Origin of the sequence: Jannaschia halovivens (genome assembly GCF_046452375.1) — a bacterium.
GTDB classification, from domain to species: domain Bacteria; phylum Pseudomonadota; class Alphaproteobacteria; order Rhodobacterales; family Rhodobacteraceae; genus Jannaschia; species Jannaschia halovivens.
Genome location: NZ_JBKFDJ010000001.1, coordinates 796,622 through 823,260 on the forward strand (window position 1 = coordinate 796,622; position 26,639 = coordinate 823,260).

21 protein-coding genes and 1 tRNA gene are annotated in these 26,639 nt (G+C 66.7%); 12 read left to right on the forward strand and 10 right to left on the reverse strand.

Annotated features, from left to right (window positions below; all coding sequences use genetic code 11):
- The first annotated feature begins 136 nt into the window (after positions 1–136).
- The 5 genes from ACK8OR_RS03975 to ACK8OR_RS03995 all read left to right on the forward strand — a co-directional run bounded on the left by ACK8OR_RS03975 (position 137) and on the right by ACK8OR_RS03995 (position 7,488).
- Entirely contained in the window at positions 137–1,807 is a 1,671-nt protein-coding gene (locus ACK8OR_RS03975; RefSeq protein WP_410188153.1) for an ABC transporter substrate-binding protein, read from the forward strand.
- Between the two features lie 101 nt (positions 1,808–1,908).
- Complete coding sequence (locus ACK8OR_RS03980) at positions 1,909–2,955, forward strand: ABC transporter permease (RefSeq protein WP_410188154.1); 1,047 nt, start codon at positions 1,909–1,911, stop codon at positions 2,953–2,955.
- A 10-nt stretch (positions 2,956–2,965) separates the two neighbouring features.
- Positions 2,966–4,426 (forward strand): ABC transporter permease, encoded by a 1,461-nt coding sequence (locus ACK8OR_RS03985; protein WP_410188155.1) that lies wholly within the window; start codon positions 2,966–2,968, stop codon positions 4,424–4,426.
- A gap of 79 nt (positions 4,427–4,505) precedes the next feature.
- Positions 4,506–6,593 carry a dipeptide ABC transporter ATP-binding protein gene (locus ACK8OR_RS03990; RefSeq protein WP_410188156.1) on the forward strand — a complete coding sequence of 696 codons (2,088 nt, stop codon included), beginning with the start codon at positions 4,506–4,508 and terminating at the stop codon, positions 6,591–6,593.
- 52 nt (positions 6,594–6,645) lie between these two features.
- The gene (locus tag ACK8OR_RS03995) at positions 6,646–7,488 is read left to right on the forward strand and encodes a DUF1206 domain-containing protein (RefSeq protein ID WP_410188157.1); all 843 of its coding nucleotides are present in this window, start codon (positions 6,646–6,648) and stop codon (positions 7,486–7,488) included.
- A gap of 279 nt (positions 7,489–7,767) precedes the next feature.
- Here the strand turns inward: ACK8OR_RS03995 and ACK8OR_RS04000 are convergent, their stop codons facing one another.
- The 5 genes from ACK8OR_RS04000 to pdxH form a co-directional block, all read right to left on the reverse strand.
- Positions 7,768–11,451, reverse strand: coding sequence for a vitamin B12-dependent ribonucleotide reductase (locus ACK8OR_RS04000; protein WP_410188158.1), 3,684 nt, complete (start codon positions 11,449–11,451; stop codon positions 7,768–7,770).
- A gap of 569 nt (positions 11,452–12,020) precedes the next feature.
- Positions 12,021–12,097: transfer RNA gene (locus ACK8OR_RS04005), tRNA-Pro, on the reverse strand.
- A 67-nt stretch (positions 12,098–12,164) separates the two neighbouring features.
- A complete protein-coding gene (locus tag ACK8OR_RS04010; RefSeq protein WP_410188159.1) occupies positions 12,165–12,641 on the reverse strand; it encodes a DUF192 domain-containing protein in 477 nt (158 codons plus the stop codon).
- Positions 12,620–13,105 carry a cold-shock protein gene (locus tag ACK8OR_RS04015; protein ID WP_410188160.1) on the reverse strand — a complete coding sequence of 162 codons (486 nt, stop codon included), beginning with the start codon at positions 13,103–13,105 and terminating at the stop codon, positions 12,620–12,622. Before ACK8OR_RS04015 ends, ACK8OR_RS04010 begins: the two co-directional genes overlap by 22 nt.
- Before the next feature lie 297 nt (positions 13,106–13,402).
- Positions 13,403–14,011: a pyridoxamine 5'-phosphate oxidase gene (gene pdxH, locus ACK8OR_RS04020; protein ID WP_410188161.1), complete on the reverse strand. Its 609-nt coding sequence runs from the start codon at positions 14,009–14,011 to the stop codon at positions 13,403–13,405.
- 76 nt (positions 14,012–14,087) lie between these two features.
- Between pdxH and fabI the strand changes: the two genes are divergently transcribed.
- The 4 genes from fabI to gpt are packed head-to-tail and all read left to right on the forward strand — an operon-like array spanning position 14,088 to position 16,666.
- Positions 14,088–14,903 carry an enoyl-ACP reductase FabI gene (gene fabI / locus ACK8OR_RS04025; RefSeq protein WP_298432753.1) on the forward strand — a complete coding sequence of 272 codons (816 nt, stop codon included), beginning with the start codon at positions 14,088–14,090 and terminating at the stop codon, positions 14,901–14,903.
- Between the two features lie 4 nt (positions 14,904–14,907).
- The gene (locus ACK8OR_RS04030) at positions 14,908–15,522 is read left to right on the forward strand and encodes a LysE family translocator (protein ID WP_410188162.1); all 615 of its coding nucleotides are present in this window, start codon (positions 14,908–14,910) and stop codon (positions 15,520–15,522) included.
- Positions 15,519–16,130 (forward strand): LysE family transporter, encoded by a 612-nt coding sequence (locus ACK8OR_RS04035; protein WP_298432759.1) that lies wholly within the window; start codon positions 15,519–15,521, stop codon positions 16,128–16,130. Before ACK8OR_RS04030 ends, ACK8OR_RS04035 begins: the two co-directional genes overlap by 4 nt.
- Positions 16,131–16,162: 32 nt before the next feature.
- Positions 16,163–16,666, forward strand: coding sequence for a xanthine phosphoribosyltransferase (gene gpt / locus ACK8OR_RS04040; protein ID WP_298432762.1), 504 nt, complete (start codon positions 16,163–16,165; stop codon positions 16,664–16,666).
- Here gpt and ACK8OR_RS04045 read toward each other — a convergent pair.
- Positions 16,648–18,009, reverse strand: coding sequence for a cytochrome P450 (locus ACK8OR_RS04045; RefSeq protein WP_410188163.1), 1,362 nt, complete (start codon positions 18,007–18,009; stop codon positions 16,648–16,650). The genes gpt and ACK8OR_RS04045 overlap by 19 nt on opposite strands.
- Entirely contained in the window at positions 18,006–19,226 is a 1,221-nt protein-coding gene (locus ACK8OR_RS04050; protein WP_410188164.1) for a hypothetical protein, read from the reverse strand. Before ACK8OR_RS04050 ends, ACK8OR_RS04045 begins: the two co-directional genes overlap by 4 nt.
- Before the next feature lie 69 nt (positions 19,227–19,295).
- On the opposite strand from ACK8OR_RS04050, the gene ACK8OR_RS04055 reads away from it, so the two are divergent.
- The gene (locus ACK8OR_RS04055) at positions 19,296–19,508 is read left to right on the forward strand and encodes a sulfurtransferase TusA family protein (RefSeq protein WP_410188165.1); all 213 of its coding nucleotides are present in this window, start codon (positions 19,296–19,298) and stop codon (positions 19,506–19,508) included.
- Between the two features lie 57 nt (positions 19,509–19,565).
- On the opposite strand, the gene ACK8OR_RS04060 is transcribed toward ACK8OR_RS04055, so the two are convergent.
- Positions 19,566–22,967: an indolepyruvate ferredoxin oxidoreductase family protein gene (locus tag ACK8OR_RS04060; protein WP_410188166.1), complete on the reverse strand. Its 3,402-nt coding sequence runs from the start codon at positions 22,965–22,967 to the stop codon at positions 19,566–19,568.
- Between the two features lie 128 nt (positions 22,968–23,095).
- Here ACK8OR_RS04060 and ACK8OR_RS04065 point away from each other — a divergent pair, with 128 nt between their 5' ends.
- Positions 23,096–24,001, forward strand: coding sequence for a LysR family transcriptional regulator (locus tag ACK8OR_RS04065; RefSeq protein WP_410188167.1), 906 nt, complete (start codon positions 23,096–23,098; stop codon positions 23,999–24,001).
- A 178-nt stretch (positions 24,002–24,179) separates the two neighbouring features.
- On the opposite strand, the gene ACK8OR_RS04070 is transcribed toward ACK8OR_RS04065, so the two are convergent.
- Positions 24,180–24,593, reverse strand: coding sequence for a SufE family protein (locus ACK8OR_RS04070; RefSeq protein ID WP_410188168.1), 414 nt, complete (start codon positions 24,591–24,593; stop codon positions 24,180–24,182).
- Positions 24,594–24,720: 127 nt separating this feature from the next.
- Here ACK8OR_RS04070 and ACK8OR_RS04075 point away from each other — a divergent pair, with 127 nt between their 5' ends.
- Positions 24,721–25,170, forward strand: a complete 450-nt coding sequence (locus ACK8OR_RS04075) for a hypothetical protein (RefSeq protein WP_298432784.1) — start codon at positions 24,721–24,723, stop codon at positions 25,168–25,170.
- A 7-nt stretch (positions 25,171–25,177) separates the two neighbouring features.
- On the opposite strand, the gene ACK8OR_RS04080 is transcribed toward ACK8OR_RS04075, so the two are convergent.
- Complete coding sequence (locus ACK8OR_RS04080; RefSeq protein WP_410188169.1) at positions 25,178–26,308, reverse strand: cobalamin-independent methionine synthase II family protein; 1,131 nt, start codon at positions 26,306–26,308, stop codon at positions 25,178–25,180.
- Positions 26,309–26,639: the final 331 nt, after the last annotated feature.

Consider the following 26,639-nt stretch of genomic DNA (forward strand, 5'->3'; position numbering starts at 1 on the left):
CCTGTCAAGTCGATAAGCCCCGTTGACCGTGGGGTGCGAGTCGTCCCCTATGTGGTCCATCGCGCGGCCCGGGACGGGTTCGCGCCACCGATCCGCGTAAGACGGGTCGGCCGTGAATAACAGGGAGACGACACACATGACGAAGCACGACACCAAGATGGTGGACGGCATTCACCCCGGCGCCAAGATGTTCGCCGAGGAGCACAAGCGCGGCCTGATGGACCGTCGCGAATTCCTGACCCGCGCGACCGCGCTCGGGGTCTCGATCCCCGCGGCCTACGCCCTGATCGGCGCCACCCCCGCCCGCGCCGAAGCCCATGCCCAGCAGGGCGGCACGCTGCGGATGCAGATGGAGGTTCGCGCGCTCAAGGATCCGCGCACCTTCGACTGGACCCAGATGTCCTATGTCGCCGCCGGCTGGCTCGAGAGCCTCGTGGAGTACAATTCCGACGGCACGTTCCGCGGCATGCTTCTCGAAAGCTGGGAGACGAATGACGACGCCACGCAATACACGCTCAAGGTGCGTCCCGGCGTGACCTGGAACAACGGCGACGCCTTCACGGCCGAGCACGTGGCACACAACTTCCGCCGCTGGGCCGAAGCCGATGCCGAGGGCAACTCGATGGCGGCCCGCGTGACCTCGATCGTCGATCCCGACACCAACATGGCCGCCGAGGGCGCCATCGAGGTCATCGACGATCTGACGCTGGTGCTGAACCTCAACGCGCCCGACATCACGCTGATCCCGGGCATCGCCGACTATCCGGCGCATGTCCTGCATCCCGATCAGGACGCGACGGACCTGCTGGGCAACCAGCTCGGCACGGGCCCATATCTGAACGAGACGCACGAAGTCGGCGTCCGTTCGGTTCTGGTCCGCAACGAGGATCACGACTGGTGGGGCTACGACGCCGGCTGGGGCGCGCATCTCGACCGGATCGAGTATATCGACTACGGCACCGACCCGTCCGCGTGGCTCGCCGCCGCCGAATCCGAAGAGATCGACACGATCTACGAGAATGTCGGCGAGTACGTCGACATCTTCGACGGCATCGGCTGGGGCAAGTCCGAGGTCACGACCGGCTCGACCATCGTGATCCGTCCCAACCAGGACGCCGAGGTCAACGGTCAGAAGCCCTACGCCGACAAGCGCGTGCGCCAGGCCCTCGCGATGGCCTGCGACAACAACGTGCTGCTCGAGCTGGGCTACGCCGGTCAGGGCACGCCCGCCGACAACTGCCATGTCGGTCCGGTGCACCCGGAATACGACCCGTCGGTCACCCGCATCCCGCATGATCCCGCAGGCGCCAAGGCCCTGATGGAGGAAGCGGGCTTCGGCGATTTCGAGCACGAGCTCTTTTCGATCGACGACGACTGGCGCCGCAACACCACCGACGCCGTCGCGGCCCAGCTGCGCGATGCCGGTATCCCGGTGAAGCGGACGATCCTGCCCGGCTCGACCTTCTGGAACGACTGGACGAAGTACTCCTTCTCCTCGACCAACTGGAACCACCGCCCGCTGGGCACGCAGGTCCTGGGTCTCGCCTACAAGTCGGGCGTTGCCTGGAACGAGTTCGCATTCAACAACGCCGAGTTCGACGCCCTGCTGGCTGAAGCCAACGCCATCGCCGACGCCGACGCGCGCCGTGAGGTAATGTCGAAGATCCAGGCCATCGTCATCGACGAGGGCGTCACGATCCAGCCCTACTGGCGCTCGCTCTACCGTCACACGACGGACGGGTTCGTGGGTCTCGATATGCACATCGCGTATCTGCCCCAGCTTTATAAGTGGGGCGTCGCCGCCTGATCACACGACCGGGGCCGCACCGATGGTGCGGCCCCGCTCTTTTGGACGAGGGGCCCGCAGAAGGCTCCCGCGACGAATAATACGACCAACCGGGGGACCCTATGGGCCTGTTCATCCTGCGCCGTGTCGGAGTCATGCTCCTGACCGCGCTCTGCCTGACATTCGTGGTCTTCCTTCTGACCAATCTCGAGCCCAATCTCGAGAAGCTGGCCAAGAACCAGGCCAACAATCGCATGACGGACGAACAGGTCGAATCCTGGCTCGGCAATCGCGGCTATCTCGACGCGACCCCCATCAAATACGCACGCTGGCTGGGCCTTGCCCCCGCCTACACGCGCGAGGAAGGCGGCGAAGTCGTCTATTCCCGCTGCGCCCGGCCGGGCGTCGCCCCGGACGAGGCGCCGGCCTTCTGCGGCATCCTGCAGGGCAACTGGGGCTTCTCGACCGTCTTCAAGGCCGACGTGCTCGACATCCTCGCGGAACGCGGCGGCCAGACCGCCAAGCTGATGTTCTTCGTGATGCTGGTGATGGTGCCCGGCGCCCTGATCCTCGGGGTCCTCGCGGGCATGAAGGAAGGCTCCAAGCTCGATCGCTCGCTCTCGACCGTCTCCATCGCCACGACCGCCACGCCCGAATACGTCTCCGGCGTTATCTTCATCGCGGTCTTCGCGTCCTCCGCCGTCGGACTAAGATGGTTCAAGGGCACCGCGACATCGGCCATGGACGACATCACCTTCGCCAACTTCACCCTGCCGGTGCTGACCATCGCGCTTTACGGAATGGGCTACATCGCGCGCATGACCCGCGCCTCGATGACCGAGGTGATGACAGCGCAATATATCCGCACCGCCCGCCTCAAGGGCGTCGGCTTCGGCCAGATCGTCATGAAGCACGCGCTGCGCAACGCGCTGATCGCGCCCTTCACGGTCATCATGCTTCAGTTCCCGTGGCTCCTGAACGGCGTCGTGATTGTCGAGACCCTGTTCAACTTCAAGGGCTTCGGCTGGACGCTGGTGCAGGCCGCCGGCAACAACGACATCGACCTGCTGCTGGGCGTGTCGATCATTTCAGTCATCGTGGTTCTCGTGACGCAGCTGATATCGGATATCGGCTACGTCTTCCTGAACCCCCGCATCCGCATCGCCTGAGGAGAGACGCATGGAACCCCTCACCTGGACAGGCAGCCTCGGCGACGTGCTCGACCCGATCCTCGCCATTTCCGTCATCGCGCTTCTGGTGACGAGTGCGCTCGCCATCGTCACGAGCTTCTTCGTCACCGCCGACCGCGTCGTCATCAACCCCGACGGCACCGCCGCCATGGCCGAGGGCTTTCCCGGGCTGATCGGGCGCGCACAGACCTACGCGCTCTGGGCGACGCTTGCGACGGTGGTCGCCTACATCGTCGCGGGCATGGTCGTAGGTCACGAGGGCGCGGGCATCTTCGGCGGCATGTCGCGGGCCTTCACGCCCGTCTGGATCTCGCTCGTCGTGCTCTTCACCGCGAGCTTCCTCTACAAGCGCAAGCTCGGCCTCTACGGCAAACTATTCGACTCGACCATCGGCATGATTGGCTTCGCGCTGGTGATGTTCTGGGTCTTCACCGCCTTCTACGCGGGTGTCATGGACATGATCTTCACCCATGACCCGCTAAGCCAGGTGTCGGGCATGAAGAACGAGATCCCGGGCATGGCGCTCAACGGTGCCGAGGCGGGCGATTATCCGTTCTACCTCCTGGGCGGCGACAACCTCGCCCGCGACGTCTTCAGCCGCATGGTCCTCGGCTCGACCATCGTGATGCAGATCGCGCCGCTGGCGACGCTCTTCGCCTTCATGGTCGGTATCACGCTGGGCCTCCCCGCCGGGTATTACGGCGGCAAGCTCGACACGGTGCTGTCGTTCCTCGCCAACCTGATCCTCGCCTTCCCGGTGATCCTGCTCTTCTACCTGCTGGTGACCCCCGAAATCGTGGCGACGGGCCTGCCGAACTACATGGCGGCCGTTCTCTTCCTTTTCCCGCTGGCCTTCGTCGGCGTGCTCCTCAATTCGCGCTACCGAACGCAACCGGCGACGCGGAACCTCTATGTCGGCATCGCGGGCGTGGTGGGGCTTCTGCTCTACTTCTCGCTCATCTCCGACCAGAGCTCGCCCATCGCCCTTTTCCGCGCGTGGCCCGGCTTCCTCGATCTCTTCGACATTCCGGGCCAGGTCCTGATCGTCTTCGTGTCGGTCGTCTTCGTGAACTCGCCCACCGTATTCCGCATCGTCCGGGGCCTGACCCTCGACATCAAGACGCGCGACTACGTGGCCGCCGGCCAGACGCGCGGCGAGACGCCGTGGTACATCATGCTGTGGGAGATCCTGCCCAACGCCCGCGGCCCGCTGATCGTCGATTTCTGCCTGCGGATCGGCTATACGACGATCCTTCTGGGCACGCTCGGCTTCTTCGGCCTCGGCCTGCCGCCGGAATCGCCCGACTGGGGCTCGACCATCAACGAGGGCCGCAAGCTCCTGTCGGTCTATCCCCACGCCGCGATCGTCCCCGCCCTCGCCCTCCTGTCGCTCGTCCTCGGCCTGAATCTCCTCGCCGATGGCCTGCGCGAAGAGAGCCTGCGGGACTGACGTCGCCGATCCATACCTGTTCCGGGGGTCCGGGGGCATCGCTGCCCCCGGCGCGCTCAACCAGAGAGAACGCAAAGACATGAAGCAGAGCCCCGACTACACCGGCCCCATCCTTGAGATCGACAAGCTCTCGATTTCCTTCTTCACCCGCCTGCGCGAGATCCCGGCGGTGATGGACTTCTCCGTCGACGTGGCCCCCGGCGAAGCGGTCGGCCTCGTGGGAGAATCCGGCTGCGGCAAGTCGACCGTGGCGCTGGGCGTGATGCAGGATCTGGGCAAGAACGGCCGCGTCGTTGGCGGGTCGATCAAGTTCAAGGGCCGCGATCTGGGCGAGATGTCCGAAGAAGAGCTGCGCGACATTCGCGGCAACGAGATCGCCATGATCTACCAGGAGCCGATGGCCTCGCTGAACCCGGCGATGCGGATCGGAAAGCAGCTCATGGAGGTGCCGATCCTGCATGACGACGCGTCCGAGAAAGACGCCTACGACCTCGCGCTTCAGGTCGTCACCGACGTCAAGCTGCCCGACCCCGCGCGCATCCTCGACAGCTATCCGCACCAGCTCTCGGGCGGCCAGCAGCAGCGGATCGTCATCGCCATGGCACTGATGTCGAAGCCCGCCCTCCTCATCCTGGACGAGCCGACGACCGCGCTCGACGTGACGGTCGAGGCGGGCATCGTCCAGCTCGTGAAGGAGCTGGGCACCAAGTACGGCACCTCGATGCTCTTCATCTCGCACAATCTCGGCCTCGTGCTCGAGACCTGCGACCGCGTCTGCGTGATGTATTCCGGCGAGGCGGTCGAGGACGGGCGCATCGCCGAGGTCTTCGACAACATGCAGCACCCTTACACGCAGGCGCTGTTCCGCTCGATCCCGCTGCCCGGCGCCAACAAGAACGCGCGCCCGCTGGTGGCAATTCCGGGCAACTTCCCCCTGCCCCACGAACGCCCGCCCGGCTGCAATTTCGGTCCGCGCTGCGATTATTTCGAAGCGGGTCGCTGCGATCAGGGCACGATCCCGATGCGCGACGCAGGCCCCGGCCATCACTCGCGCTGCGTCAAGTTCGAGGAAATCGACTGGAACGCGCCCATCGCGGCGGCCATCGAAACCAAGTCGCGTGAGATCGGCGCGCCGGTCCTCAAGGTCGCAAACCTCAAGAAATACTACGAGGTCGCGGCCAACGCGCTCTTCGGCGGGGGTGAGGAGCGGGTGGTCAAGGCCAACGAGACCCTCGACTTCGAAGCCCGCGAATCCGAGACCCTCGCCATCGTCGGTGAATCCGGCTGCGGCAAGTCCACGCTGGCCAAGGTCCTGATGGGCCTCGAGACGGCGACCGACGGCACGATCACCATGGGCAATGCCGAGATCCAGTCGACCCCCATCGAGAACCGCTCGACCAAGCAGGTCGCGGACATCCAGATGGTGTTCCAGAACCCGTTCGACACGCTCAACCCGTCGATGACCGTCGGGCGCCAGATCATCCGGGCGCTCGAGGTGTTCGACTACGGCACGAACGATGCCGAGCGGCGCGAACGGATGCTCAACCTCCTCGATCTGGTGAAGCTGCCGCGCGAATTCGCGGACCGCATGCCCCGCCAGCTTTCGGGCGGCCAGAAGCAGCGGGTCGGCATCGCGCGCGCCTTCGCGGGCGATGCGCGGATCGTGGTCGCGGACGAGCCGGTCTCGGCGCTCGACGTGTCGGTGCAGGCCGCCGTGACGGACCTGCTGATGGAGATCCAGCGCGAGCACAAGACGACGCTCCTCTTCATCTCCCACGACCTTTCGATCGTCCGCTATCTCAGCGACCGCGTTATGGTCATGTATCTCGGCCACGTGGTCGAGCTGGGCACGACCGATCAGGTCTTCGCACCGCCCTATCACCCCTATACCGAAGCGCTGCTCTCGGCCGTGCCCATCGCCGACACCAAGGTAAAAAAGAAGCACATCGTCCTCGAAGGCGACATTCCCTCGGCCATGAACCCGCCGCCGGGCTGCCCCTTCCAGACGCGCTGCCGCTGGAAGTCCGAGGTTCCCGGCGGCCTGTGCGAGAAAGAGGTGCCGCCGATGCGGACCCTCGCGGGTGGACATCAGGTCAAATGCCACCTCGCCGACGACAAGCTCGCCGCGATGGAGCCCGTGATCCAGGTCGACGCCGCCGCGGAATGAACCGACGCTCCGTTCGGTGCGTTCGTTTCGCGAACCAACCGAAGAGGCGACGATGTCGGATTACAGCTGGGCCATTCCTGTCATGCGCGCGGGCTACGCAGGGCGCGGCGTCACCTATCTGGCCGTCGCGGGCCTGTCGCTCTGGGCGCTCTTCCAGGGTGGCGAGGCGCAGGGCACCGAGGCCGCGCTCGCTAATCTCTCCGACAGCGGATGGGGCGTCGCCGTGCTCTGGCTCATCGCCATCGGCCTCTTTGCCTACGCGATCTGGCGCGGCATCGACGCGGCCGAGGATCTCGAGGATTACGGCACCGACGGCGAAGGCATGATTGCCCGTGCGGGCATGATCGTCACCGGCCTGATCCACGGCGCGCTGGGCGCCGTCGCCCTGTCGCTGGCGCTGGGGCGCGGCGGCGGGTCCGGCGGCGAGGGAGGCGAAGGCGGCGTCTCATCGGTCACGGGCCGGGTGCTCGAATGGCCCGGCGGCCAGTGGATCGTCGGCTTCGCCGCGATCTGCACCATCGGCGCGGGCATCTACTACGTCATCAAGGGCTGGAAGGCGAAGTATCGCGAGAAGCTGATGGCCAACCACTTCACCCGCAACTGGGATTGGGCTCTGCGCGCGGGCGTCATGGCCCAAGGCGCGCTGGTCGGTATCATCGGCGTCTTTCTCCTCGCCGCCGCGTGGCGCGGCTCCGAGCAGGCCGCCGGCGGTGTCGGCGCGGCCTTCGACTGGGTCGCGGCCCTGCCGGGCGGCGGCATCCTGATCGTGATCCTCTGCCTCGGCCTCTTGGGCTTCGCGTTCTTCTGCTTCGTGAACGCCGCCTACCGGATCGTCCCGAAGGTCTCGGGCGGCGAGCTCACCTCGCTGAAGGACAAGCTGAAGTCGATGGCGTGATCTTCACGCCTTGTTAATCGCGCGGGCCCAGAACCCGATCCGTCGACATCAACCGAGACGACGGGTCCAATCCGGCCCGCCGGCATCACCTCCGGGGTGTGAAACCCTCGGAGCACGGATCGCGGGGTCTTTCCCGCGCCATGACCCGTCTGTCCCCACCGGGGACCGGCGCCGGTTTCCATCTTCGGGCGCTGAAACCACCGCCCCTCATGATCGAGATCGCGGAACGAGAAAGGGGGACCGACCGGCCCCCCTTCCCTGACTGCATGTCCGTATGGGTCAGCTACAACCCGACGTCCCTCCGCAGGTGTTGCACTTCATGCAGGTGCCGTTGCGGACCAGCGTATAGTTGCCGCATTCGCCGCAGGCTTCGCCCTCGTAGCCCTGCATCTTCGCCTTGGTGCGGGCGTCCATGCCGGCGGCCAGCGCGACGGTCGCCGTTTCGGTGACGGCAGCCTCGAACACGGCCTGCCCGTCATCCGAAAAGCCGGTCGAGGCGATTTCGGCGGCGACGCGGTCGGCCCCTTCGCGCAAGGCCACGAGGTCCGAGGGCAGACGCTTGCGCAGGTAGCCCGTCGAGGCGACCGACTTGAACATCTCCAGCGACTTCTGCGCGGCGCTTTCACCGAGATTGCCCAGATTGCCGTCCTCGGACTGCGCGGCCTCGGCCTCGCCGATGCTGTCGAAGGTCTGGCCCTGTGGCTTGACGTGGGCCAGGTCCTCGCGGTCGAGATAGCTCACGGCCAGCTCGCGGAAGATGTAGTCCAGCACGCTCGTGGCGTTCTTGATCGAGTCGTTGCCCTGGACCATGCCCGCCGGCTCGAACTTGGTGAACGTGAAGGCGTCCACGAACTCCTCGAGCGGCACGCCGTATTGCAGGCCGACCGACACCGCGATGGCGAAGTTGTTCATCATCGCGCGGAAGCCGGCGCCTTCCTTGTGCATGTCGATGAAGATCTCGCCGAGATTGCCGTCCTTGTACTCGCCGGTCCGCAGATAGACCTTGTGACCGCCGACGACCGCCTTCTGGGTGTAGCCCTTACGGCGCTCCGGCAGCTTCTCGCGCTGGGCCTTAAGGTACTCCTTGACGACGACCTTCTCGATCACCTTCTCCGCCAGCACCATCGCCTTGTCGTGCGGCGTGCCGCTTTCCAGAACCTCGGCGGCCTCGTCGTCATCCTCGACCAGCGAGGCGGCCAGCGGCTGCGATAGCTTCGAGCCGTCGCGGTAGAGCGCGTTGGCCTTGACCCCGAGCGACCAGCTGAGCTCGTAGGCCTTCTGGCAATCCTCGATCGTGGCGTCGTTGGGCATGTTGATCGTCTTCGAGATCGCGCCCGAGATGAAGGACTGCGCCGCGGCCATCATGGTGATGTGGCTGTCGACGCTGAGGAAGCGCTTGCCCTTCTTGCCGCACGGGTTGGCGCAGTCGAAGACGGTCAGGTGCTCGTCCTTGAGGTCCGGCGCGCCTTCCAGCGTCATCGTCCCGCAGACATGGTCGTTCGCCGCCTCGATCTCGGCCTTCGAGAAGCCGAGGTGCCGCAGGAGATCGAAGCTCGGATCGTTCAGCTTGGCCGCCGGGATGCCGAGGGTCTGGGTGCAGAATTCCTCGCCCAGCGTCCAGTGGTTGAAGACGAAGCGGATGTCGAAGGCCGAGGGCAGCGCCGCCTCGATCTTCTTGATCTCGGCCTGGCCGAAGCCGTGCCCGATCAGCGAGGTGTGGTTGATCCCCGGCGCCTGGCCCAGCGAGCCGTGGCCCACGGCATAGGCCGTGATCTCGCCGATCTGCGCCTCGCCGTAGCCGAGCTTGCGGAGCGCGCCCGGCACCGACTGGTTGATGATCTTGAAGTAGCCGCCACCGGCGAGCTTCTTGAACTTCACCAGCGCGAAGTCCGGCTCGATCCCCGTCGTGTCGCAGTCCATCACGAGGCCGATCGTGCCCGTGGGCGCAATGACGGTGGACTGCGCGTTCCGGAAGCCGTGCTTTTCGCCCAGCGAGACGACATCGTCCCAGACCGCCGAGGCGAGCTCGGTCAGGCGGGCGTCGGGGCAGCCCTCGATATCGAGGGCCACCGGCTTCACGGCGAGCTTCTCGTAGCCGCTGGTCAGGCCCTTGGCCGCGATGGCGTGGTTGCGCATCACGCGGAGCATGTGATCGGCGTTCTTGGCGTAGCCGGGGAACGGCCCCAGCTCGCCCGCCATCTCGGCCGAGGTGGCATAGGAGACGCCGGTCATCACCGCCGTCAGCGCGCCGCAGAGCGCGCGGCCTTCGCGGCTGTCGTAGCCCAGCCCCATGTTCATCAGGAGGCCGCCGATATTGGCGTAGCCAAGGCCCAGCGTGCGGAAGTCGTAGGACCGCTGCGCGATCTCCTTCGACGGGAACTGCGCCATGGCGACGCTGATCTCGAGCGTGATTGTCCAGAGCCGCGAGGCGTGCATGTAGAGCTCGTGGTCGAAGCTGCCGTCCGCCTTGAGGAACTTCAGCAGGTTCATCGAGGCGAGGTTACAGGCGGTATCGTCGAGGAACATGTACTCCGAGCACGGGTTCGAGCCGCGGATCGGGCCGTCCTCAGGGCAGGTGTGCCAGTCGTTGACCGTGTCGTGGAACTGGATGCCCGGATCGGCGCAGGCCCATGCGGCGTGGCCGACCTTCTCCCACAGCTCGCGGGCCTTGACGGTGCGGGCGACCTTGCCGTTCGTGCGGTTCAGAAGCTCCCAGTCGGCGTCCTTCTCGACGGCGTGGAGGAAGGCATTGGTGACGCGCACTGAGTTGTTCGAGTTCTGGCCCGCGACGGTGTTGTAGGCCTCGCTGTCCCAATCGGTATCGTAGGTCGGGAATTCGACCTCGGTGTAGCCTTGGCGGGCGTATTGCAGCACGCGCATGACGTAGGCCTCGGGGACCATGGCCTTCTTGGCGGCGCGGATGGCGTCCTTCAGGGTCTCGTTCTTCGCCGGATCGACGGCGTCGGCCATCGACCCGTCCCATGCCTTCACGGCGCCCATCACCTCGTTGAGCTTGCCCTGCGTCGCCTTCGAGCCCGCGACGATGGCCGCGACCTTCTGCTCTTCGACGACCTTCCAATCGATGAAGGCCTCGATGTCCGGGTGGTCCATGTCGACAATAACCATCTTGGCCGCGCGCCGCGTGGTGCCGCCCGACTTGATGGCGCCCGCCGCGCGGTCGCCGATCTTCAGAAAGCCCATCAGGCCCGACGACTTGCCGCCGCCCGACAGGGGCTCGCCCTCGCCGCGCAGGTGGCTGAAGTTGGTGCCAGTGCCCGAGCCGTACTTGAACAGGCGCGCCTCGCGGACCCAGAGATCCATGATGCCACCGTCGTTCACGAGGTCGTCGGAGACCGACTGGATGAAGCAGGCATGGGGCTGCGGATGCTCGTAGGAGGACTTGGAGCGGGTCAGCTTGCCGGTCGCCGGGTCGACATAGTGGTGGCCCTGCGCGGGGCCGTCGATGCCGTAGGCCCAGTGGAGGCCCGTGTTGAACCATTGCGGAGAGTTCGGCGCGCCCATCTGGCGGGCGAGCATCACGCGCATTTCGTCGAAATAGGTCCGCGCGTCGTCCTCGGTGGTGAAGTAGCCGCCCTTCCAGCCCCAATAGGCCCAGGCGCCCGCAAGCCGGTCGAACACCTGCTTCGAGGAGGTCTCGCCGCCGAAGCGCTCGTCCTCGGGCAGGTCGGCCAGTGCCGCCTCGTCGGGCACCGAGCGCCAGAGGAATTCGGGCACGTCCTTTTCACGCACGGTCTTCAGGCGCGCAGGCACGCCGGCCTTGCGAAAATACTTCTGGGCGATCACGTCGGACGCGACCTGGCTCCAGCCCTCGGGGATCTCGACGGCATCGAGCTTGAAGACGGTCGTCCCATCGGGATTGCGAATCTCCGATGTGGTCGTCGTGAAGGCCAGTGCCGCATAGGCATCCTGTCCCGCTTCCGTCAGTTTCCGCTCCAGCCGCATCTCGTGATCCCTTCCCAAAACTCGTTGTCTGCCTGACCGGATTGCAGCCCGGCCGATTCCCGTCATTTCCTGGGGTCCGTCCCGTCCGTCCGACCACACCGAGCGACCTGCGGGTCCATGCCCGCAAGGGCGTTTCGATCTGGCGGAGGCGGCTGCCCGGTCCCCTGCGCGGGGCCACTACATATGGTGGCACCTCTGCGCGTCCATACCAATACTCGCGTCTCTTCCGTCCGGTCAATTCGACAACAGGGGATAAATTCGAAAGAAATTTCTTGACCGATTTCGGCCCCGCGCGACTCGGTTCGCGCTGAACATCCGGCCCTCGGCGGACCCTTTTCAGACAGGGGTTTGGGGGGCGGATTTCACGTCATCCGGCGGCGCGCACGGGCCGTGGCACGGAGGACACGATGCCCCGCATACAGGTCTGTCCACAGCTTCTTCAGGAGATGTTCGGGACGGTCGCCCGAGAATCGGGCGGCGGGCGAACGGACCGAAGGAAATGGCCCCGCGATGCGACGTGCAGGTCACGGCGAACAGCCCCCGGACCCTACGCGGGATCCGGCGTCACGTGGTCGGGGCGAGAGGATTCGAACCTCCGACCCCCTGTACCCAAAACAGGTGCGCTACCAGGCTGCGCCACACCCCGCCCACGGGCCGCGCAGTAGCAGGGCGCGCGGATGGGCGAAAGCCCCCGGCGCACGCACGCGCGTGCATTACTCCGCGCAGGGCCAGGCGGCGCCGTCCTGCGGCATGACGGGCGAGCGCAGTTCGTCGCCGACATCGATCCCCAGCGTCGCGGCCATCCCGGCGTTCAGCTCCAGCACGCCGCGCGTCGGTGCGCCCGAACGGATCACCGTCTCGTCCAGGGGCACGGCGTCGGCATGGACCTTCACGACGCGGCCCGCCTCGTCGACGAAGATCATGTCGAGCGGGATGAGCGTATTGCGCATCCAGAAGCCGACCTCGCGGGTCTGCGGATAGACGAAGAGCATGCCCGACATGCGGGCCATCTCCTCGCGGAACATCAGGCCACGGGATTGGTCCTCGGGCGTCAGGGCCAGTTCCACGCGGAAGCGCACGGTCCCGAACTCGCCGCGGATATCGACGCGGTCCGGGCGGCATTCGGCCGCGGCTGTCCCGGCCCAGAGGCAGAGCGCCGCGGCTGCGATCAGGCGATGAAGAATTCCCAACGGCGCACCTCGACGGCCAGACGTCCCCGCGCGCCGTCCATGACGCGGATGCAGACTGCCTCGCCCATCTGGAGGTCTGCAAGGCCGAAGCGCCGCAGCACCTCGATATGGACGAAGACATCGTCCTCCTGGCCGAAGACATTCGCGAAGCCGAAGCCCTTGCCCTTGTCGAACCACTTCACGCGCGCCGGCTGATACGGCAGGTCGTCCGGAATCTGGCGCAGGTATTCGGGCGAATCCGGCCCGGTCTCGGGCGCCGTCAGCGACAGGATCTCGGTGACCTGGAGGCCCCGCTCGCCCGCTTGGTGCCGGAAGGTGATCAGGCTGCCATCGGCGACCGAGCTCTGGCCGAAGGCGCGTAGCACGTTGGCATGAAGCAGCACGTCGCGTTCGAGGTCCTCGGAGACCACGAACCCGAATCCCCGTACGGGGTCGAACCACTTAACGGAACCTTCATGCGCCACGGCAGTCTCGTCACTCGGCGGCTTTATCTCGTCATGGGCTGTCACGGGGGTCCTGCGGTCACGCTGTACGTATCAGTTTAGGGCAAAAAACCAGCTTTGGCCTTTAGACAACCCCGAGGAAACATGTTGCGCGAGGATTGGCCAGATGACCGCGCGTCACCGGCGTCGGCCCGCGCATTACGCTAGGTCAGGTAGCACAATTCGGAGCATGGCCCGAAAAACGCCACATTGTCAAAGCTCTGTCACGCGCCGCAATTGGGAAAGGCCGGCGCACGTCCCGACACGCGCCGATTTCTCTCAGGGATTGAGTCGAATCACATCCCATTCGGACCGGTCGGAATTGGTCCGCGTCCAACGAAAGCGGTCATGCAGGCGAAACGCCCCATCCGCCCAGAACTCGATTTCGACGGGGCGAATGCGAAAGCCACCCCAATGCGGCGGACGGGCGGGATTGGTCCCCTTCGTCGCCGTGACGCGGGCGACCTCGGCCATCAGGGCGCCCCGGCTCTCCAACGGGCGGGATTGCGCCGAGGCCCAGGCCCCGAGCCGCGATTTCAGGCTGCGCGAGGCGTAATAGGCATCGGCCTGGGCCTCCTCCACCCGCTCGACCGGTCCGCGCACGCGGATCTGCCGATGGAGACTCTTGTGGTGCATCACGAAGGCGGCCTTGGGCGTGGCGGCCAGCTCCTGCCCCTTCACGCCGTCGAAATTGGTGTAGAAGACGAAGGCGTCGGCCTCGATCTCCTTGAGAAGCACCATCCGCACATTGGGCAACCCGTCCGCGTCCACGGTGGCCAGCGCGATGGCGTTGGGGTCGTTCGGCTCGGAGACCTCGGCCTCGGCCAGCCAGCTGCGCGCCAGCGCAAAGGGGTCGTCGCCCGCGAAGATGCCGTCCCTGTCGCCCATGCCCGAGCCCTCCCGTGCGCTTGCCGCATATCGGGCAATCGCCTAAAGCCAATGCCAGCACAAGGCGGAGGGCAAGATGTCGGGGATCATGGCAGGCAAGCGGGGGCTCATCATGGGGCTCGCCAATGACAAGTCCATCGCCTGGGGCATCGCACAGGCCTGCGCCGCACAAGGGGCAGAGCTGGCCTTTTCCTACCAGGGCGAGGCGTTGAAGAAGCGGGTCGGTCCGTTGGCCGAAAAGGTCGGCTCCGACATCGTGATCCCCTGCGACGTGGCCGAGGGTGCGTCGATCGACGCCATGTTCGACGAGCTGAAGACCCATTGGGACCGGCTCGACTTCGTGGTTCACGCCATCGGGTTCTCCGACAAGAATGAGCTGCGCGGGCGCTATCTCGATACCTCGCTCGACAACTTCCTGATGACGATGAACATCTCGGTCTATTCCTTCACGGCCGTCATGCAGCGCGCCGAGACGATGATGACCGAAGGCGGCAGCGCCCTGACGCTGACCTATTACGGCGCCGAGAAGGTCATGCCGCATTACAACGTCATGGGCCTCGCCAAGGCCGCGCTGGAATCCTCGGTGCAATACCTCGCCGAAGATCTCGGCCGCGACGGCATCCGCGTGAATGCCATCTCGGCGGGCACGATCAAGACGCTGGCGGCCTCGGGCATCGGCGATTTCCGCTACATCCTGAAGTGGAACGAGAACAACGCGCCGCTGCGCCGCACGGTCACCATCGAGGAGGTGGGCGCCTCGGCGATGTACCTCCTCTCGGACCTGTCCTCGGCGGTCACGGGGACGATCCACCATGTCGACAGCGGCTACCATGTCGTCGGCATGAAGAACCCCGAGGCGCCCGACATGACGCTGGAGAAGAAGGACGGCTGAGGGCGTGGAGACCCTGACCCTCGCCCAGATCGGCGCCTTCAACGCGGCCCTCCTGATCGCCGTGCTGGGACCCGGACCCGCCTTTCTCGTGGCGGTGCAGGCCAGCCTGACGGGCGGGCGCGCGGCCGGGATCGTCACCGGCGCGGGGCTGGCCGTGATGGCCGCGCTCTGGACGCTGGCCGCCCTTCTGGGCCTCGAGGCGCTGTTCGAGCTTTTCCCTTATGCCTACACCGCGCTCCGTATCGGCGGCGCGCTTCTGGTGCTGGTCATCGCGGTGCAGGTCTGGCGCGGTGCGCGGCGACCCATCGAGACGGCGACGCCGCCCTCGTCGCGGCGGGCCTTCGCGCGGGGCTTCTTTCTGAACCTCGGGAACCCGAAGTCGATCATCTTCTCCGCGGGCGTTCTTCTGGTGATCTTCCCGCCGGACCTGCGCGCCGCCGAGATTGCCTTCATCACGCTCAACCACTTCGTCCTCGAACTCGTGGCCTATGCCGGTGTGGCCACGCTTCTGGCGCGCGATGGCGTCCGGGCGCGCTACCTCGCGGCGAAACCCCTCATCACGCGGGCGATGGCGCTGGTCCTCGGCGGGCTGGGTCTTCGGCTTCTGGTGACGACGTGACGCTCCTTGCTTTCGCCACGGTCGCCTTCGTGCACCTTCTGGCGGCGATCTCGCCGGGGCCGTCCTTCGTGCTGTCGATCAGGACGGCGGCCGCCGAAGGCTTCGCGCCGGCCTTTGGCCTTGCCGTGGGGTTCGGGATCGGGGCGGCGATCTGGGCGGCATTGGCACTTGTGGGGCTCTCGGTCCTCTTCGAACTGGTCCCCGTCCTCTTCACCGTGCTGCGGATCGGCGGCGCGCTGTTCCTCATTGCGCTGGCCGTATTGATGTGGCGGCACGCGGCCGATCCGATACCGCAGGCGGGCGAGATCGCGCCCCGGTCCATGCGCGCCGCAATCCGGCTGGGCGTTGTGACGATGTTCGCCAACCCCAAGCCCGCGATCTTCTTCGGCGCCGTCTTCCTCGGCTTCGTGCCTGCCGAGACCTCGTGGCTGGCCAAGGCGATCATCGTCTTCAACATCTTCTGGGTGGAGGCGGCGTGGTACATCCTCGTCGCGCGCGCTTTCTCGCTGCCGCGGGCCCGCGCCGCCTATATCCGCTTCAAGACCGTCCTCGACCGCAGCCTCGGCGCCGTGCTCGGCGCGCTCGGCATCCGCCTGATCGCGTCCTGACGACGCCCCACCGCCCGCTCTAGGAGATCCCGATGGCCGACACCCTGCCCCATGAAAAAGGCTTCCACATCAGCTGGGACCAGATCCACCGCGACAGCCGCGCTCTGGCCTGGCGGCTCGACGGCAAGGGTCCCGACGACGGCCACTGGCGCGCCATCGTCGCGATCACGCGGGGCGGCATGGCGCCCGCGATGATCGTCGCGCGCGAGCTGGACATCCGGCTCGTCGACACGATCTCAATCAAATCCTACGACCACCAGTCGCAGGGCGAGGCGCAGGTCCTCTCGAAGCCGGACGACGAGATGGTGGGCGACGGCACGGGCGTCCTCGTGGTCGACGACCTCGTGGATTCGGGCAAGACGCTGGAAGTGGTCCGCGCGCTCTACCCCAAGGCGCATTTCGCCACCGTCTATGCCAAGCCCAAAGGCGAGCCGATGGTGGACACCTTCATCACCGGCGTCAGCCAGGACACCTGGATCTTCTTCCCATGGGACATGGCTCTGCAATACGTGCAGCCCTATCGCGGCACCGACTGAGGCATTCGCCGGGCCAGGCGCAGGCGGATGCCATCGCGCGATCGCACGGTCAGATGCGCGACCGGGACGGGTTGCGGGCCGACCGCCTCCAGCCGGAACGCCCCGGCCAGACGCGCGAGCAGCAGCACCCCTTCGGCCATCGCGAAGCCCGCCCCGGTGCAGACACGCGGCCCCGCGCTGAACGGCATATAGGCCCGCCGTGCAGCCTCGGTCGTCTCGTCGCGGCCCCATCGGTCGGGATCGAAGCCGTCCGCGTCGGACCAGAGACGGGTGTGACGATGCAGATGCCACGGCGACAGCACGACCTGCGCGCCCACCGGCGCGTCGCGGCCCCGGAACGTCTCGGGGCGCGTCGTTTCGCGGACCATCATCGGGACTGGCGGGTAAAGACGCAGGACCTCGCGGAAGACGTCGCGCGTGAAGGGCAGTCGCGACAGATCGGCGAGGGTGAACGCGATCCAGTCGCGATCGGCCTCGGCCGCGACCCTCGTCTGGGCGGAGGGATGCGTCGCGAGAAGGTAGAGCCCCCATGCCAGCGCCGAGGCGCTCGTCTCATGGCCCGCCAGGAAGAAGATCGCGACCTGGTCAACCATCTCCTCGGGTGAGAAACGGTGGCCCGTCTCGGGGTCCGGGAAGGTCATGATCTTCGTCGCGAGGTCGTCCGGCGCGGTCCCGGTCGCGATTTCCGCCGCGCGCCGCTCGACCAGCGCCGCGATCGCGCCCCGGATGGACGCAGCCGCCCGGCGCGTGGCGCGCTTGTGCAGCCGCGGCACCAAGCGGGGAAGCGGGACGAGCGCCGCGACGTTCAGAAGGGGCTGCGTGCGCTGGTAGGCCCGAAACTCGTGGAAGACCTGCGCGGCCAGACGGTCCTCAATCGGGACCGAGAAGAGCGTGCGGAAGATCACGTCGGCCGCCGCGTATGAGGCCAGTTCCTCCACCTCCACCTCGCCCTCGGGCGCGCGGGCGATCATCTCCTCGGCCGCCGCCAGCATCGCCGGGAAGGCATCGCGCAGGCGGCCGCGGCCGAAGGCGGGGTCGATGATGCGCCGCTGCCGCTTCCACTCCTCGCCGTTCGTCACGAAGACCGACCGCCCCAGCAGCGGGGCCAGCCCCTCGCGGACGCGGTCGGATTTGGGGAAGTCGTCGGGGCGCTCTTTCAGAACCAGATCAATCAGTTGCGGGTCGTTCATCATGTAGCTTCGGAAGAACGGCGTGCGGAACTCGGCCATCCACGCGCGGTAGAGCCGGGCGGGCTGGGCGCTGAGGATGTCCTGCCGAAAGGCCCGCGCGTAACCCAGAAGGCCGATCCGTCCGGGACGCGACGCGGGCTTGGGCGGGATCACGCGGCCATCGCGGTGAAGCGGTTGACCGCCGCCGTCAGGCGCGAGGGGCTGGGCGCGCGCCCGGCGAAGCGCGCATCCAGCGTCATGGGACCAGCCGTGATGCGGAAATAGTCGTAATCGCCCGGCCGGTCGAAGGCGCAGAGATACTGGAAGTGCAGCCGGAAATAGCGCCGCTTCAACGCGTTCCAGCGCTCGGGGCTCAGGGTCTGGGTGAAGGCGGCGGAAATCACCAGCGGCCAGCGCTGCACCGCCGGGGCGACGCCCGACACCGCCACCGGATCGCAGAGCGCGAAGGCGCAGCCGTCGCCGGGCGCGGTCACGTCGACCCATGGGATCAGGTCCTGCCCGCCCATCAGGTTCAGGTCGGCGCGCAGCCGGTGCGCGTCCGGCAGGAAGCTGACCATGGGCACGACCTGTCCGAGGCTGAGAAACGCCACCCGGTCGTTCGGCACGCGTCCCGCGCGAATCAGGTCGGCGAGTACCGAGACGGCCAGATGCGCGCCCGAGGAATGGCCGACCACGAGCACCTCGTCGACATCGCTCGCGGCTGCGGCAGCGATGGTCTCGCCGAAGGCGGCCATCCGCGCCTCGAGCTCGGGCGGATTGGCGCCGCGCAAGCGCGCCGAGAACGCGTAGTCATGCATCAGGTAATAGGCGAAGACCTTCGCGTCCCGCGCCTTGAACCATCGCAGGAGCGCGATGCCGACCGCGATGCCGAGGAGCCCGGCAAGGATCGCGACGGTCGTCGGAAACCCCGCCAGGACCGGCGACAAGGCCGCCGTGAGCCCCCATGCGGCGAGCGCGCCCATGAGCACTGCCCCGACCAGTTGCGCCAGCAGGAACACCACCGGGTAGAGCGCCGCGATCACAGGCCCCTGCCGCAGCCGCATCAGCCTAAAGAGCGCGCCGGATCCGATATAGGTCCAGGCCGTCCGGGCCAGCTGCGCATAGGTGGCGGGGATCGAGTTCGACATGCTTTCCGAGACGATGTCCGACCAGACCAGCACCTCGATCCCGGTCTCGACGGTGACGCCGTCCATCCGGGCGGAGACGTCCCAGGAATAGGGCCCGTCGCCCTTCGCCTGCGACAGCTCGTAGCCCGAGATCGCGGCTTGCGCGGCTCCCTCCTTGCGGTAGAGCTCACGGTAGCGGCGGGGGTGGAAGGGGTCGAAGCCGGGAATATAGAGGACGCGGCGGCGTCGGACGGTCTGGGTCATGGCGGGCTCGGGCTTGCCGGGGTCGCACGGAGCATGGCAGATGTCCGCGGCGAAAATAAGGAGCACGCGGTGCCCGACCTCGAGATCGACGCCCTGGGCCTGCTCTGTCCCCTCCCCGTCCTGCGCCTGCGGAAACGGATGCAGCCGCTGGCGTCCGGCGCGGTGATCCTGCTCCACGCCGATGACCCGGCGGCCCATGTCGACGTGCCGCATTTCTGCGCCGAGGCCGGACACGCCTTCCTCGGGGTCGAAGGGCACGCGTTCACCATTCGTAAAGGTTAACACGCGCCATCGATGTTCCCGAAATATGCCGGGGTCCGGGGCAGCGCCCCGGCGCCCTCACTCGGCGGCCTGCGCCAGCGTCGGCCCGCCCGCGCGGATGCTGGCCAGAAGCTCCTCGCGCCGCTTGGCCGCGCGCTGCTCGGCGGCTGCCTTGACCGGGCCGAAGCCGCGGATCTGGAGCGGCAGCTCGGCCAACGCCACGATGGCATCGCGGGTATTCCGCCCCAACAGCGGAAGCACCTCGTCTATGTCGCGCTCGTATTGCGCGATCAGCGCGCGCTCCATCCGGCGCTCGGCGGTGTAGCCGAAGACGTCGAGCGGGGTGCCGCGCAGTCGCTTCAAGCGGGCCAGCCATGGATAGGCCGCCTCGATCCACGCTCCGAAGGCGCGCTTCTTCGGGCGCCCGTCCGGGCCCTCGCCCGTCAGCATCGGCGGCGCGAGGTGATAGGTCAGCGTCAGATCGCCCTCGAATGCCTCCGCCGCCTTCTCCCGCGTCGAGCGCAGGAGCCGCGCGACCTCGTATTCGTCCTTGTAGGTGAGGAGCTTGTGGTAACCCTTCGCCACAGCCTCGCGTAGCGCCGGATCGGTGATCGCGTCGAGCCGCTTGGTATAGCGCTTGGCGTAGCGGGCGGACTGATAGGCCTTCAGATGCTCCAAGCGGGCGGCGATCCGTGCCTCGGGCGTCTCGGGCAGGGCCACGACGTTCGGCGCCAGAAGGTCCGCCGCCGCTTCGGGGTTGAGGACGGCCCAGCGGCCCAGCTCGAACGCCTGCTGGTTCTTCTCCACGGCCGCCTTGTTTAACTCGACCGCCCTCAGGATCGCCTCGCGGGTCAGGGGCACCATGCCCTGCTGCCACGCGGCACCGAGGATCATCATGTTCGAGAAGATCGTATCACCCAGCGTGGCGGCGGCCAGCGCGCTCGCGTCGAACATCGTCAGTCGGTCGCGCAGCCGCGCCTTGAGCGACAGCGCAAGCTGGTCGGCGGGCAGCTTGAAATCGGCATTGCCGGTGAAATCGCCGGTGACGATCTCGTGGCTGTTGACGACTGCGCCCGTGCGCCCGGTGCTCGTCAGCGCCAGCGTCTTCGCGCCGGCGCTGACGACGAGGTCGCCGCCGATCAAGGCATCCGCCTCGCCCATCGCTACGCGGATGGCGCTGATCCCGTCGGGCGTCGCGGCCAATCGGCAATGGAGCGCGACGGCCCCGCCCTTCTGCGCCAGGCCTGCCATCTCCATCAGGCCCGCGCCTTTGCCGTCGAGATGCGCGGCCATGGCCATGACGGCGCCGATGGTCATGACGCCCGTGCCGCCGACGCCGGTGATGACGGTGTTCCAGGTGCCGTCGATCGCGGGCAGCGCGGGTTCGGGCATGTCGCCGGTGTCGACGGCGACGGTCGCGGCCTTACGCGGCGTGCCCCCCTCGACCGAGACGAAGCTGGGGCAGAAGCCTTTGACGCAGCTGTAATCCTTGTTGCAGGACGACTGGTCGATGGCGCGCTTGGTGCCGAATTCGGTCTCAACCGGCACGATGGAAACGCAGTTCGACTGCACGCCGCAATCGCCGCAGCCCTCGCAGACATCGGTGTTGATGAGGATGCGGCGGTCGGGATCGGGGAAGAGGCCGCGCTTGCGCCGGCGGCGCTTCTCGGCAGCGCAGGTCTGAATGTAGAGGATCGCCGAGACGCCCTCGACCTCCTTCATGCGGTTCTGGACGTTCATCATCTCGTCGCGCTCGTGCCAATCGAGACCCGAGGGGAAGCGCGATTTGTCGACGTCTTCCTTCTCGTCGTAGACGACCGCGATTTCCTTCACGCCCATGGCCTGAAGTTCGCGGGCAATCTGCTCGGGGGCGAGGTCGCCCTCGTTGTGCTGGCCGCCGGTCATGGCCACGGCGTCGTTGTAGAGGATCTTGTAGGTGATGTTCGTCTTCGCGGCCAAGGCGGCGCGAATGGCGAGAATGCCCGAGTGATTGTAGGTCCCCTCGCCCAGGTTCTGGAACACGTGACGACGCTTGGAAAACTGGCTTTCGCCCACCCAGTTGACGCCTTCAGCGCCCATATGGGTGTAGCCCTCGGTCGAGCGGTCCATCCAGAGCGCCATGACGTGACAGCCGATGCCCGCGCCCGCGCGCGAGCCCTCGGGGACCTTGGTCGACGTATTGTGCGGACAGCCCGAGCAGAACCAGGGCGTCCGGCTTGCGATCTCGGGGGCATTGTCGGCGCGCTTGGCCTCGGCGATGCGGTCGAGACCGGCCTGCATCCGGTCGGTGCAGCGATCCTCTTCCTTCAGCACGCGGCCCAGACGCTCGGCGATGTCGGTCGGGTCGAGCGCGAAGGCCTGCTTGAAGAGGCGGTTCCCCGCGCCGTCCTTGTAGCCATAGACGCGACGGCCCATCCGGTCGTCGAAGATCGCTTCCTTAACCTGCACCTCGAGAAGCTTGCGCTTCTCTTCGACGCAGACGATCAGGTCCAGCCCTTCGGCCCAGTCGTGCAGGCCCTTCATGTCCATGGGCCAGATCTGCCCGACCTTGTAGGTCGTGATCCCCAGCCGCTCGCATTCCGCGTCGTCGAGGCCCAGCAGGCCCATGGCGTGCACGAGGTCGAGCCAGTTCTTCCCGTGGCTGACGAAGCCGATCTTGGCCCCGGGCTTGCCGTGCATCCGCTTGTCGATCTTGTTGGCGTGGCTGAACGCCTCGGCGGCCCAACGCTTGTGGCCGAGCAGCCGCTCCTCCTGCGGAATCCAGTGGTCGTTGAGGCGGATGTTCAGCCCGTCCTCGGGCAGCGGGTAGTCCGGCGTCACGAAGGACAGCCGGTCGGGGCGACCGTCGACGACGCTGGTCACTTCGACCGTATCCTTGATGGTCTTCAGGCCGACCCAGACCCCGGCATAGCGGCTGAGCGCCCAGCCATAAGTGCCGTAATCGAGGATCTCCTGTACGCCGGCCGGCGACATGACGGGCATGTGCACGTCGATCAGGGCCCAGTCGGACTGGTGGCAGGTGGTCGAGGATTCGCCTGTGTGGTCGTCGCCCATCGCCATGAGGACGCCACCATGCTTCGACGTGCCCGCCATGTTGACGTGGCGCATCGCATCGCCCGAGCGGTCCACGCCCGGCCCCTTGCCGTACCAGAGGCCGAAGACGCCGTCGTATTTCCCCTCGCCCCGCAGCTCCGCCTGCTGCGAGCCCCACAGCGCGGTGACGGCAAGGTCCTCGTTCATGCCCGGCTGGAACGTGATGTCGTTCTCGGTAAGGACCTTCTGCGCCTTGGCCATGTTCAGATCGACACCGCCCAGCGGCGAGCCGCGGTAGCCGGTGCAATATCCGGCGGTGTTCAATCCCGCATCGCGGTCCCGCTGCTTCTGCATCAACATCAGGCGAACCAGCGCCTGCGTGCCATTCAACAGCACTTCGTCCTTGTCGAGATCGTAGCGATCGGAGAGCGAAACGTCGTGGCGCATGGATTGATCCTCCCGCCGCCTTTATAGGTCAAAGATGCTGACCCATAAAGGGGCATCTTCGTCACACCACCTTACCATTGGCGCGGTATCGTGCGAAGCACGCGTCACAGGACATACGAGGCACGCCGATGGACTGGGACAAGCTGCGAATCTTTCATGCCGTTGCCGACGCGGGGTCGCTGACCCATGCGGGCGACGTGCTGCACCTGTCGCAATCGGCGGTGTCGCGGCAGATTCGTGCGCTCGAGGATTCGCTGGCGACGACGCTGTTCCACCGGCACGCGCGCGGCCTGATCCTGACCGAACAGGGCGAGCTTCTGTTCGACGCGACGCAGCACATGACCAAGAGGCTCGACGCCGCCGCCGCGCGCATCCGCGACAGCGAGGAGGAGGTGTTTGGCAACCTGCGCGTCACGACCACGATCGGCTTCGGCTCAATCTGGCTGGCCCCGCGCCTGCCCAAGCTCTACGCCAAGTATCCCGACCTGAACCTCGACCTGATGCTGGAGGAGCGGGTGCTCGACCTGCCCATGCGCGAAGCCGATGTCGCGATCCGTATGAAGGAGCCGAGCCAGGCTGATCTGGTGCGCAAGCGCCTGATGGACATCCGCATGCAGCTCTTCGCGACGCCCGCCTATATCGAAAGCTGCGGGATGCCCGGCACCCTCCATGACCTGAGCGAGCATCGGCTGATCTGCCAGTCGACCGATGCCACGCAAGTCAGCGCCGGGGCCACACTGGTGCGCGAGATCATGTCCTACGAGATCGGGCGCACGATGACGGTGAACAACTATTTCGGCGTTCTGCAGGGCGTGCTGAGCGACCTGGGAATAGGCGTCCTGCCCGACTACTTGAGCCAGGACTTCCCGCAACTCGTGCGCGTTCTGCCGACGGTCGAATCCAACGAGGTGCCGGTGTTCCTCGCCTTCCCCGAGGAACTGCGCGGCTCGCGGCGGATCGAGGCGTTCCGCGATTTCGTCGTGGACGAGGTGGTGGCCTACCGGAAGGCCCGCCAGAGCAGCGCCGCGCGATAGCCATGCGCCCGGCGCATAGCCGGGTTGCACCGCTCGGTTCAGTTTCCGCCTTGCCGGACAGCATGGCGCACCATATTTCGGCAGATGAAGAACGGCCCCGTGCCTTCTTCACCTCCCTGTTGGACTTGGCCGGGCCTTTGGCTCGGCCTTTTTTTACGCGGTGCGCCGGATCGCGCGGCTACCCGGCCGCCGCATCAGCCGTCTCGCGGATGCGCTGGACCATCGCGCGCAGCCCGTTGGAGCGCTGCGAGGACAGGTGCTCGTCGAGACCCAGCCGCGCCAGTTCGGCTGGCGCGTCAACGGAGGTGATCTCGCCCACCGGCAGCCCGGCATAGAGGTCGTGAAGGACGGCGATCAGGCCGCGCACGATCATCGCGTCGCTCTCGCCCGCGAAGTCGAACCTGCCGTCCTCGATGCGCGGATGCAGCCAGACCTGGCTGGCGCAGCCGTCGACCTTCGTCGCGGGCACCTTCAAAGCATCGGGCAGCGCGGGGAAGGCTTTCCCCATGTCGATCACGTGCCGATAGCGGTCTTCCCAGTCGTCGAGGAACTCGAAGGTCTCGACCAGTTCCTCGAAGCGTTCCTGTGCCATGCCCGTCCCCTGCGTTCGCCGCCAGAGGTAGGCGCGCGCCCCGCGACAGTCCAGAGCGCGTGCCCACGCTTTCCATGACGATCCGTCTGGGCTAACCCTTGGCGCCAAGACGGGGACGGAGGGGCGCATGGGCCTGACGACACGGATCATCGCGGGCACGGCCCTTCTGGCGCTGGTGGGCTGCGGCGTGGGACAATCGCGGCTCAATCCGCTGAACTGGTTCGGGCGCGATACGTCCGAGACAATCGAGGTCGCGCGCGCCACCACGAGCCAGCCGGTCGTTGACCAGGTCCTGTCGCTCGAGGCTGCGCAGACGCCCGGCGGGGCGATCATCAGCACCGTGGGCCTGCCCCCGACCCAAGGCTTCTGGGAGGCCGAACTGGTGCAGGTGCCCGCCGACGATCCGGGCGTGCTTTTGCTGGAATTCCGCATCCTGCCGCCGGTCACCCGGCAACCCGTGGGCACCCAGCCCTCGCGCGAGGTGCTGGCGGGCCGGGTCTTCACGACGCAGGATTTGGCAGGCGTGCGCACGATCACCGTGCGCGGCGCGCGCAACCAGCGGTCGATCCGCCGCTGACGCCGCCCTAGCGGCGCGCGCTGGCCAGCGCGGCACCTTCGGACAAGCTGCCGAGCTTCGCATAGGCGATGTCGGGGTCGATCGTCCCGAAGCCTGCGAAGGTGCCGAAGCCGCAATCGCTCGACGCCTGCACCCGGTCCGCGCCGACGATATCGGCAAAACGCCCCAACCGCTCGGCCACGACCTCCGGGTGTTCGACGAAGTTCGACGTGGTGTCGACGACGCCCGGCACGAGGATCTTGTCGTCGGGGATTTCGGACGCGCGGTCGCGGAAGACCTGCCATTCGTGGGCATGGCGCGGGTTCGAGGTCTCGAACAGCAGATGAGACGCGCGGACCTTCAGGAAGGTCGAGAAGACCGTGTCCATCGGGATGTCGCAGACATGGGGGCCTTCGTAGTTGCCCCAGCAGATATGGACGCGCACGCGGGACGGGTCGATCCCGTCTAGGGCGGCGTTCAGCGCCTCGACATGGGTTTCCGCGATCTTGAGGAACTCGGCATCCGACAGGTCCGCGAAGAGCATGTGCCGCGAGAGCGCGAGGTCGGGGCAGTCGAGTTGCAGGAAGAGGCCCGCATCCACGATCGTGCGATACTCGTCACGCATCGCGTCCGAGAGGGCCGCAAGGTATTCGTCGCGGCTGGGATAATGGTCGTTCTGTAGAAAGAGCGAGATCACACCGGGGCTCGCCGCGTTCATGAACCCCTCCGCCGCCCCGTGCGCCGCCATCGCGGCCTTGAGGTTGGCGATGTCGGTCCCGAGCTCGCCCTGCCCCTTCGAGCGGACGTCGCCCGTGCACATGGGCCGGGCGTATTGCGGTGTCCCGCCCTCGTTCTTGAGCCGTTCGAGAAAGCCCGGAAAGCGCTTCAGGTCAGCGGGCGCATTCCGGGGGCTGTCGCCGGAAAAGCCAGTGTAGCGATCCTTGACGTAGGTCGCGTAGCTGATCTTCGAGGTCTCGCCATCCGAGACGATGTCGATCCCGGCCTCGACCTGGCGGCGCACGGTTTCGGCGCAGGCGGTGGTCATCTGGGCGTCGAAGGCGGCCGCGTCATAGGGCTCGCCCCGCTCGCGCGCAAAGATGAAGTCGACCGTCTCCTGCGTGCGCGGGAGGCTGCCAACATGGGTGGTGCGAATGGTCATGGACGTCTCCCCCCTTGCGGTCGCGATCTGGCTCGCATGGGGGCGATGCGGGGGCAAGTACGGGAGATCATTCGCAATCCTTGAATGGGGGTGATTCTGTCCCCCGTCGCTTCGATCGGAATGGATCAGCGATGGCCGACGCAGATGCCGCCACAACCTTACGTTGCGTAAGCCGCTGATAGCGAATGGGGAATCCGGCGGGGCCGTTCGGCGGATTCCGGATCATCGCAGCAGGCTGGCCAGAATTTCAGATTTTGTTAAGATTTGGGCCCTGAGGGGGCGCTGAAGGGCGAAAGTTCGGCGATTCCTTGTCACGATTGCGCGCTTGGGC

Bases quoted from the DNA above. Each gene is read 5' to 3' on its own strand.
- ACK8OR_RS03975 (WP_410188153.1), top strand. From the start codon at position 137: ATGACGAAGCACGACACCAAGATGGTGGACGGCATTCACCCCGGCGCC.
- ACK8OR_RS03980 (WP_410188154.1), top strand. From the start codon at position 1,909: ATGGGCCTGTTCATCCTGCGCCGTGTCGGAGTCATGCTCCTGACCGCG.
- ACK8OR_RS03985 (WP_410188155.1), top strand. From the start codon at position 2,966: ATGGAACCCCTCACCTGGACAGGCAGCCTCGGCGACGTGCTCGACCCG.
- ACK8OR_RS03990 (WP_410188156.1), top strand. From the start codon at position 4,506: ATGAAGCAGAGCCCCGACTACACCGGCCCCATCCTTGAGATCGACAAG.
- ACK8OR_RS03995 (WP_410188157.1), top strand. From the start codon at position 6,646: ATGTCGGATTACAGCTGGGCCATTCCTGTCATGCGCGCGGGCTACGCA.
- ACK8OR_RS04000 (WP_410188158.1), bottom strand. From the start codon at position 11,451: ATGCGGCTGGAGCGGAAACTGACGGAAGCGGGACAGGATGCCTATGCG.
- pdxH (WP_410188161.1), bottom strand. From the start codon at position 14,011: ATGGGCGACAGGGACGGCATCTTCGCGGGCGACGACCCCTTTGCGCTG.
- fabI (WP_298432753.1), top strand. From the start codon at position 14,088: ATGTCGGGGATCATGGCAGGCAAGCGGGGGCTCATCATGGGGCTCGCC.
- gpt (WP_298432762.1), top strand. From the start codon at position 16,163: ATGGCCGACACCCTGCCCCATGAAAAAGGCTTCCACATCAGCTGGGAC.
- ACK8OR_RS04050 (WP_410188164.1), bottom strand. From the start codon at position 19,226: ATGACCCAGACCGTCCGACGCCGCCGCGTCCTCTATATTCCCGGCTTC.
- ACK8OR_RS04060 (WP_410188166.1), bottom strand. From the start codon at position 22,967: ATGCGCCACGACGTTTCGCTCTCCGATCGCTACGATCTCGACAAGGAC.
- ACK8OR_RS04065 (WP_410188167.1), top strand. From the start codon at position 23,096: ATGGACTGGGACAAGCTGCGAATCTTTCATGCCGTTGCCGACGCGGGG.
- ACK8OR_RS04070 (WP_410188168.1), bottom strand. From the start codon at position 24,593: ATGGCACAGGAACGCTTCGAGGAACTGGTCGAGACCTTCGAGTTCCTC.
- ACK8OR_RS04075 (WP_298432784.1), top strand. From the start codon at position 24,721: ATGGGCCTGACGACACGGATCATCGCGGGCACGGCCCTTCTGGCGCTG.
- ACK8OR_RS04080 (WP_410188169.1), bottom strand. From the start codon at position 26,308: ATGACCATTCGCACCACCCATGTTGGCAGCCTCCCGCGCACGCAGGAG.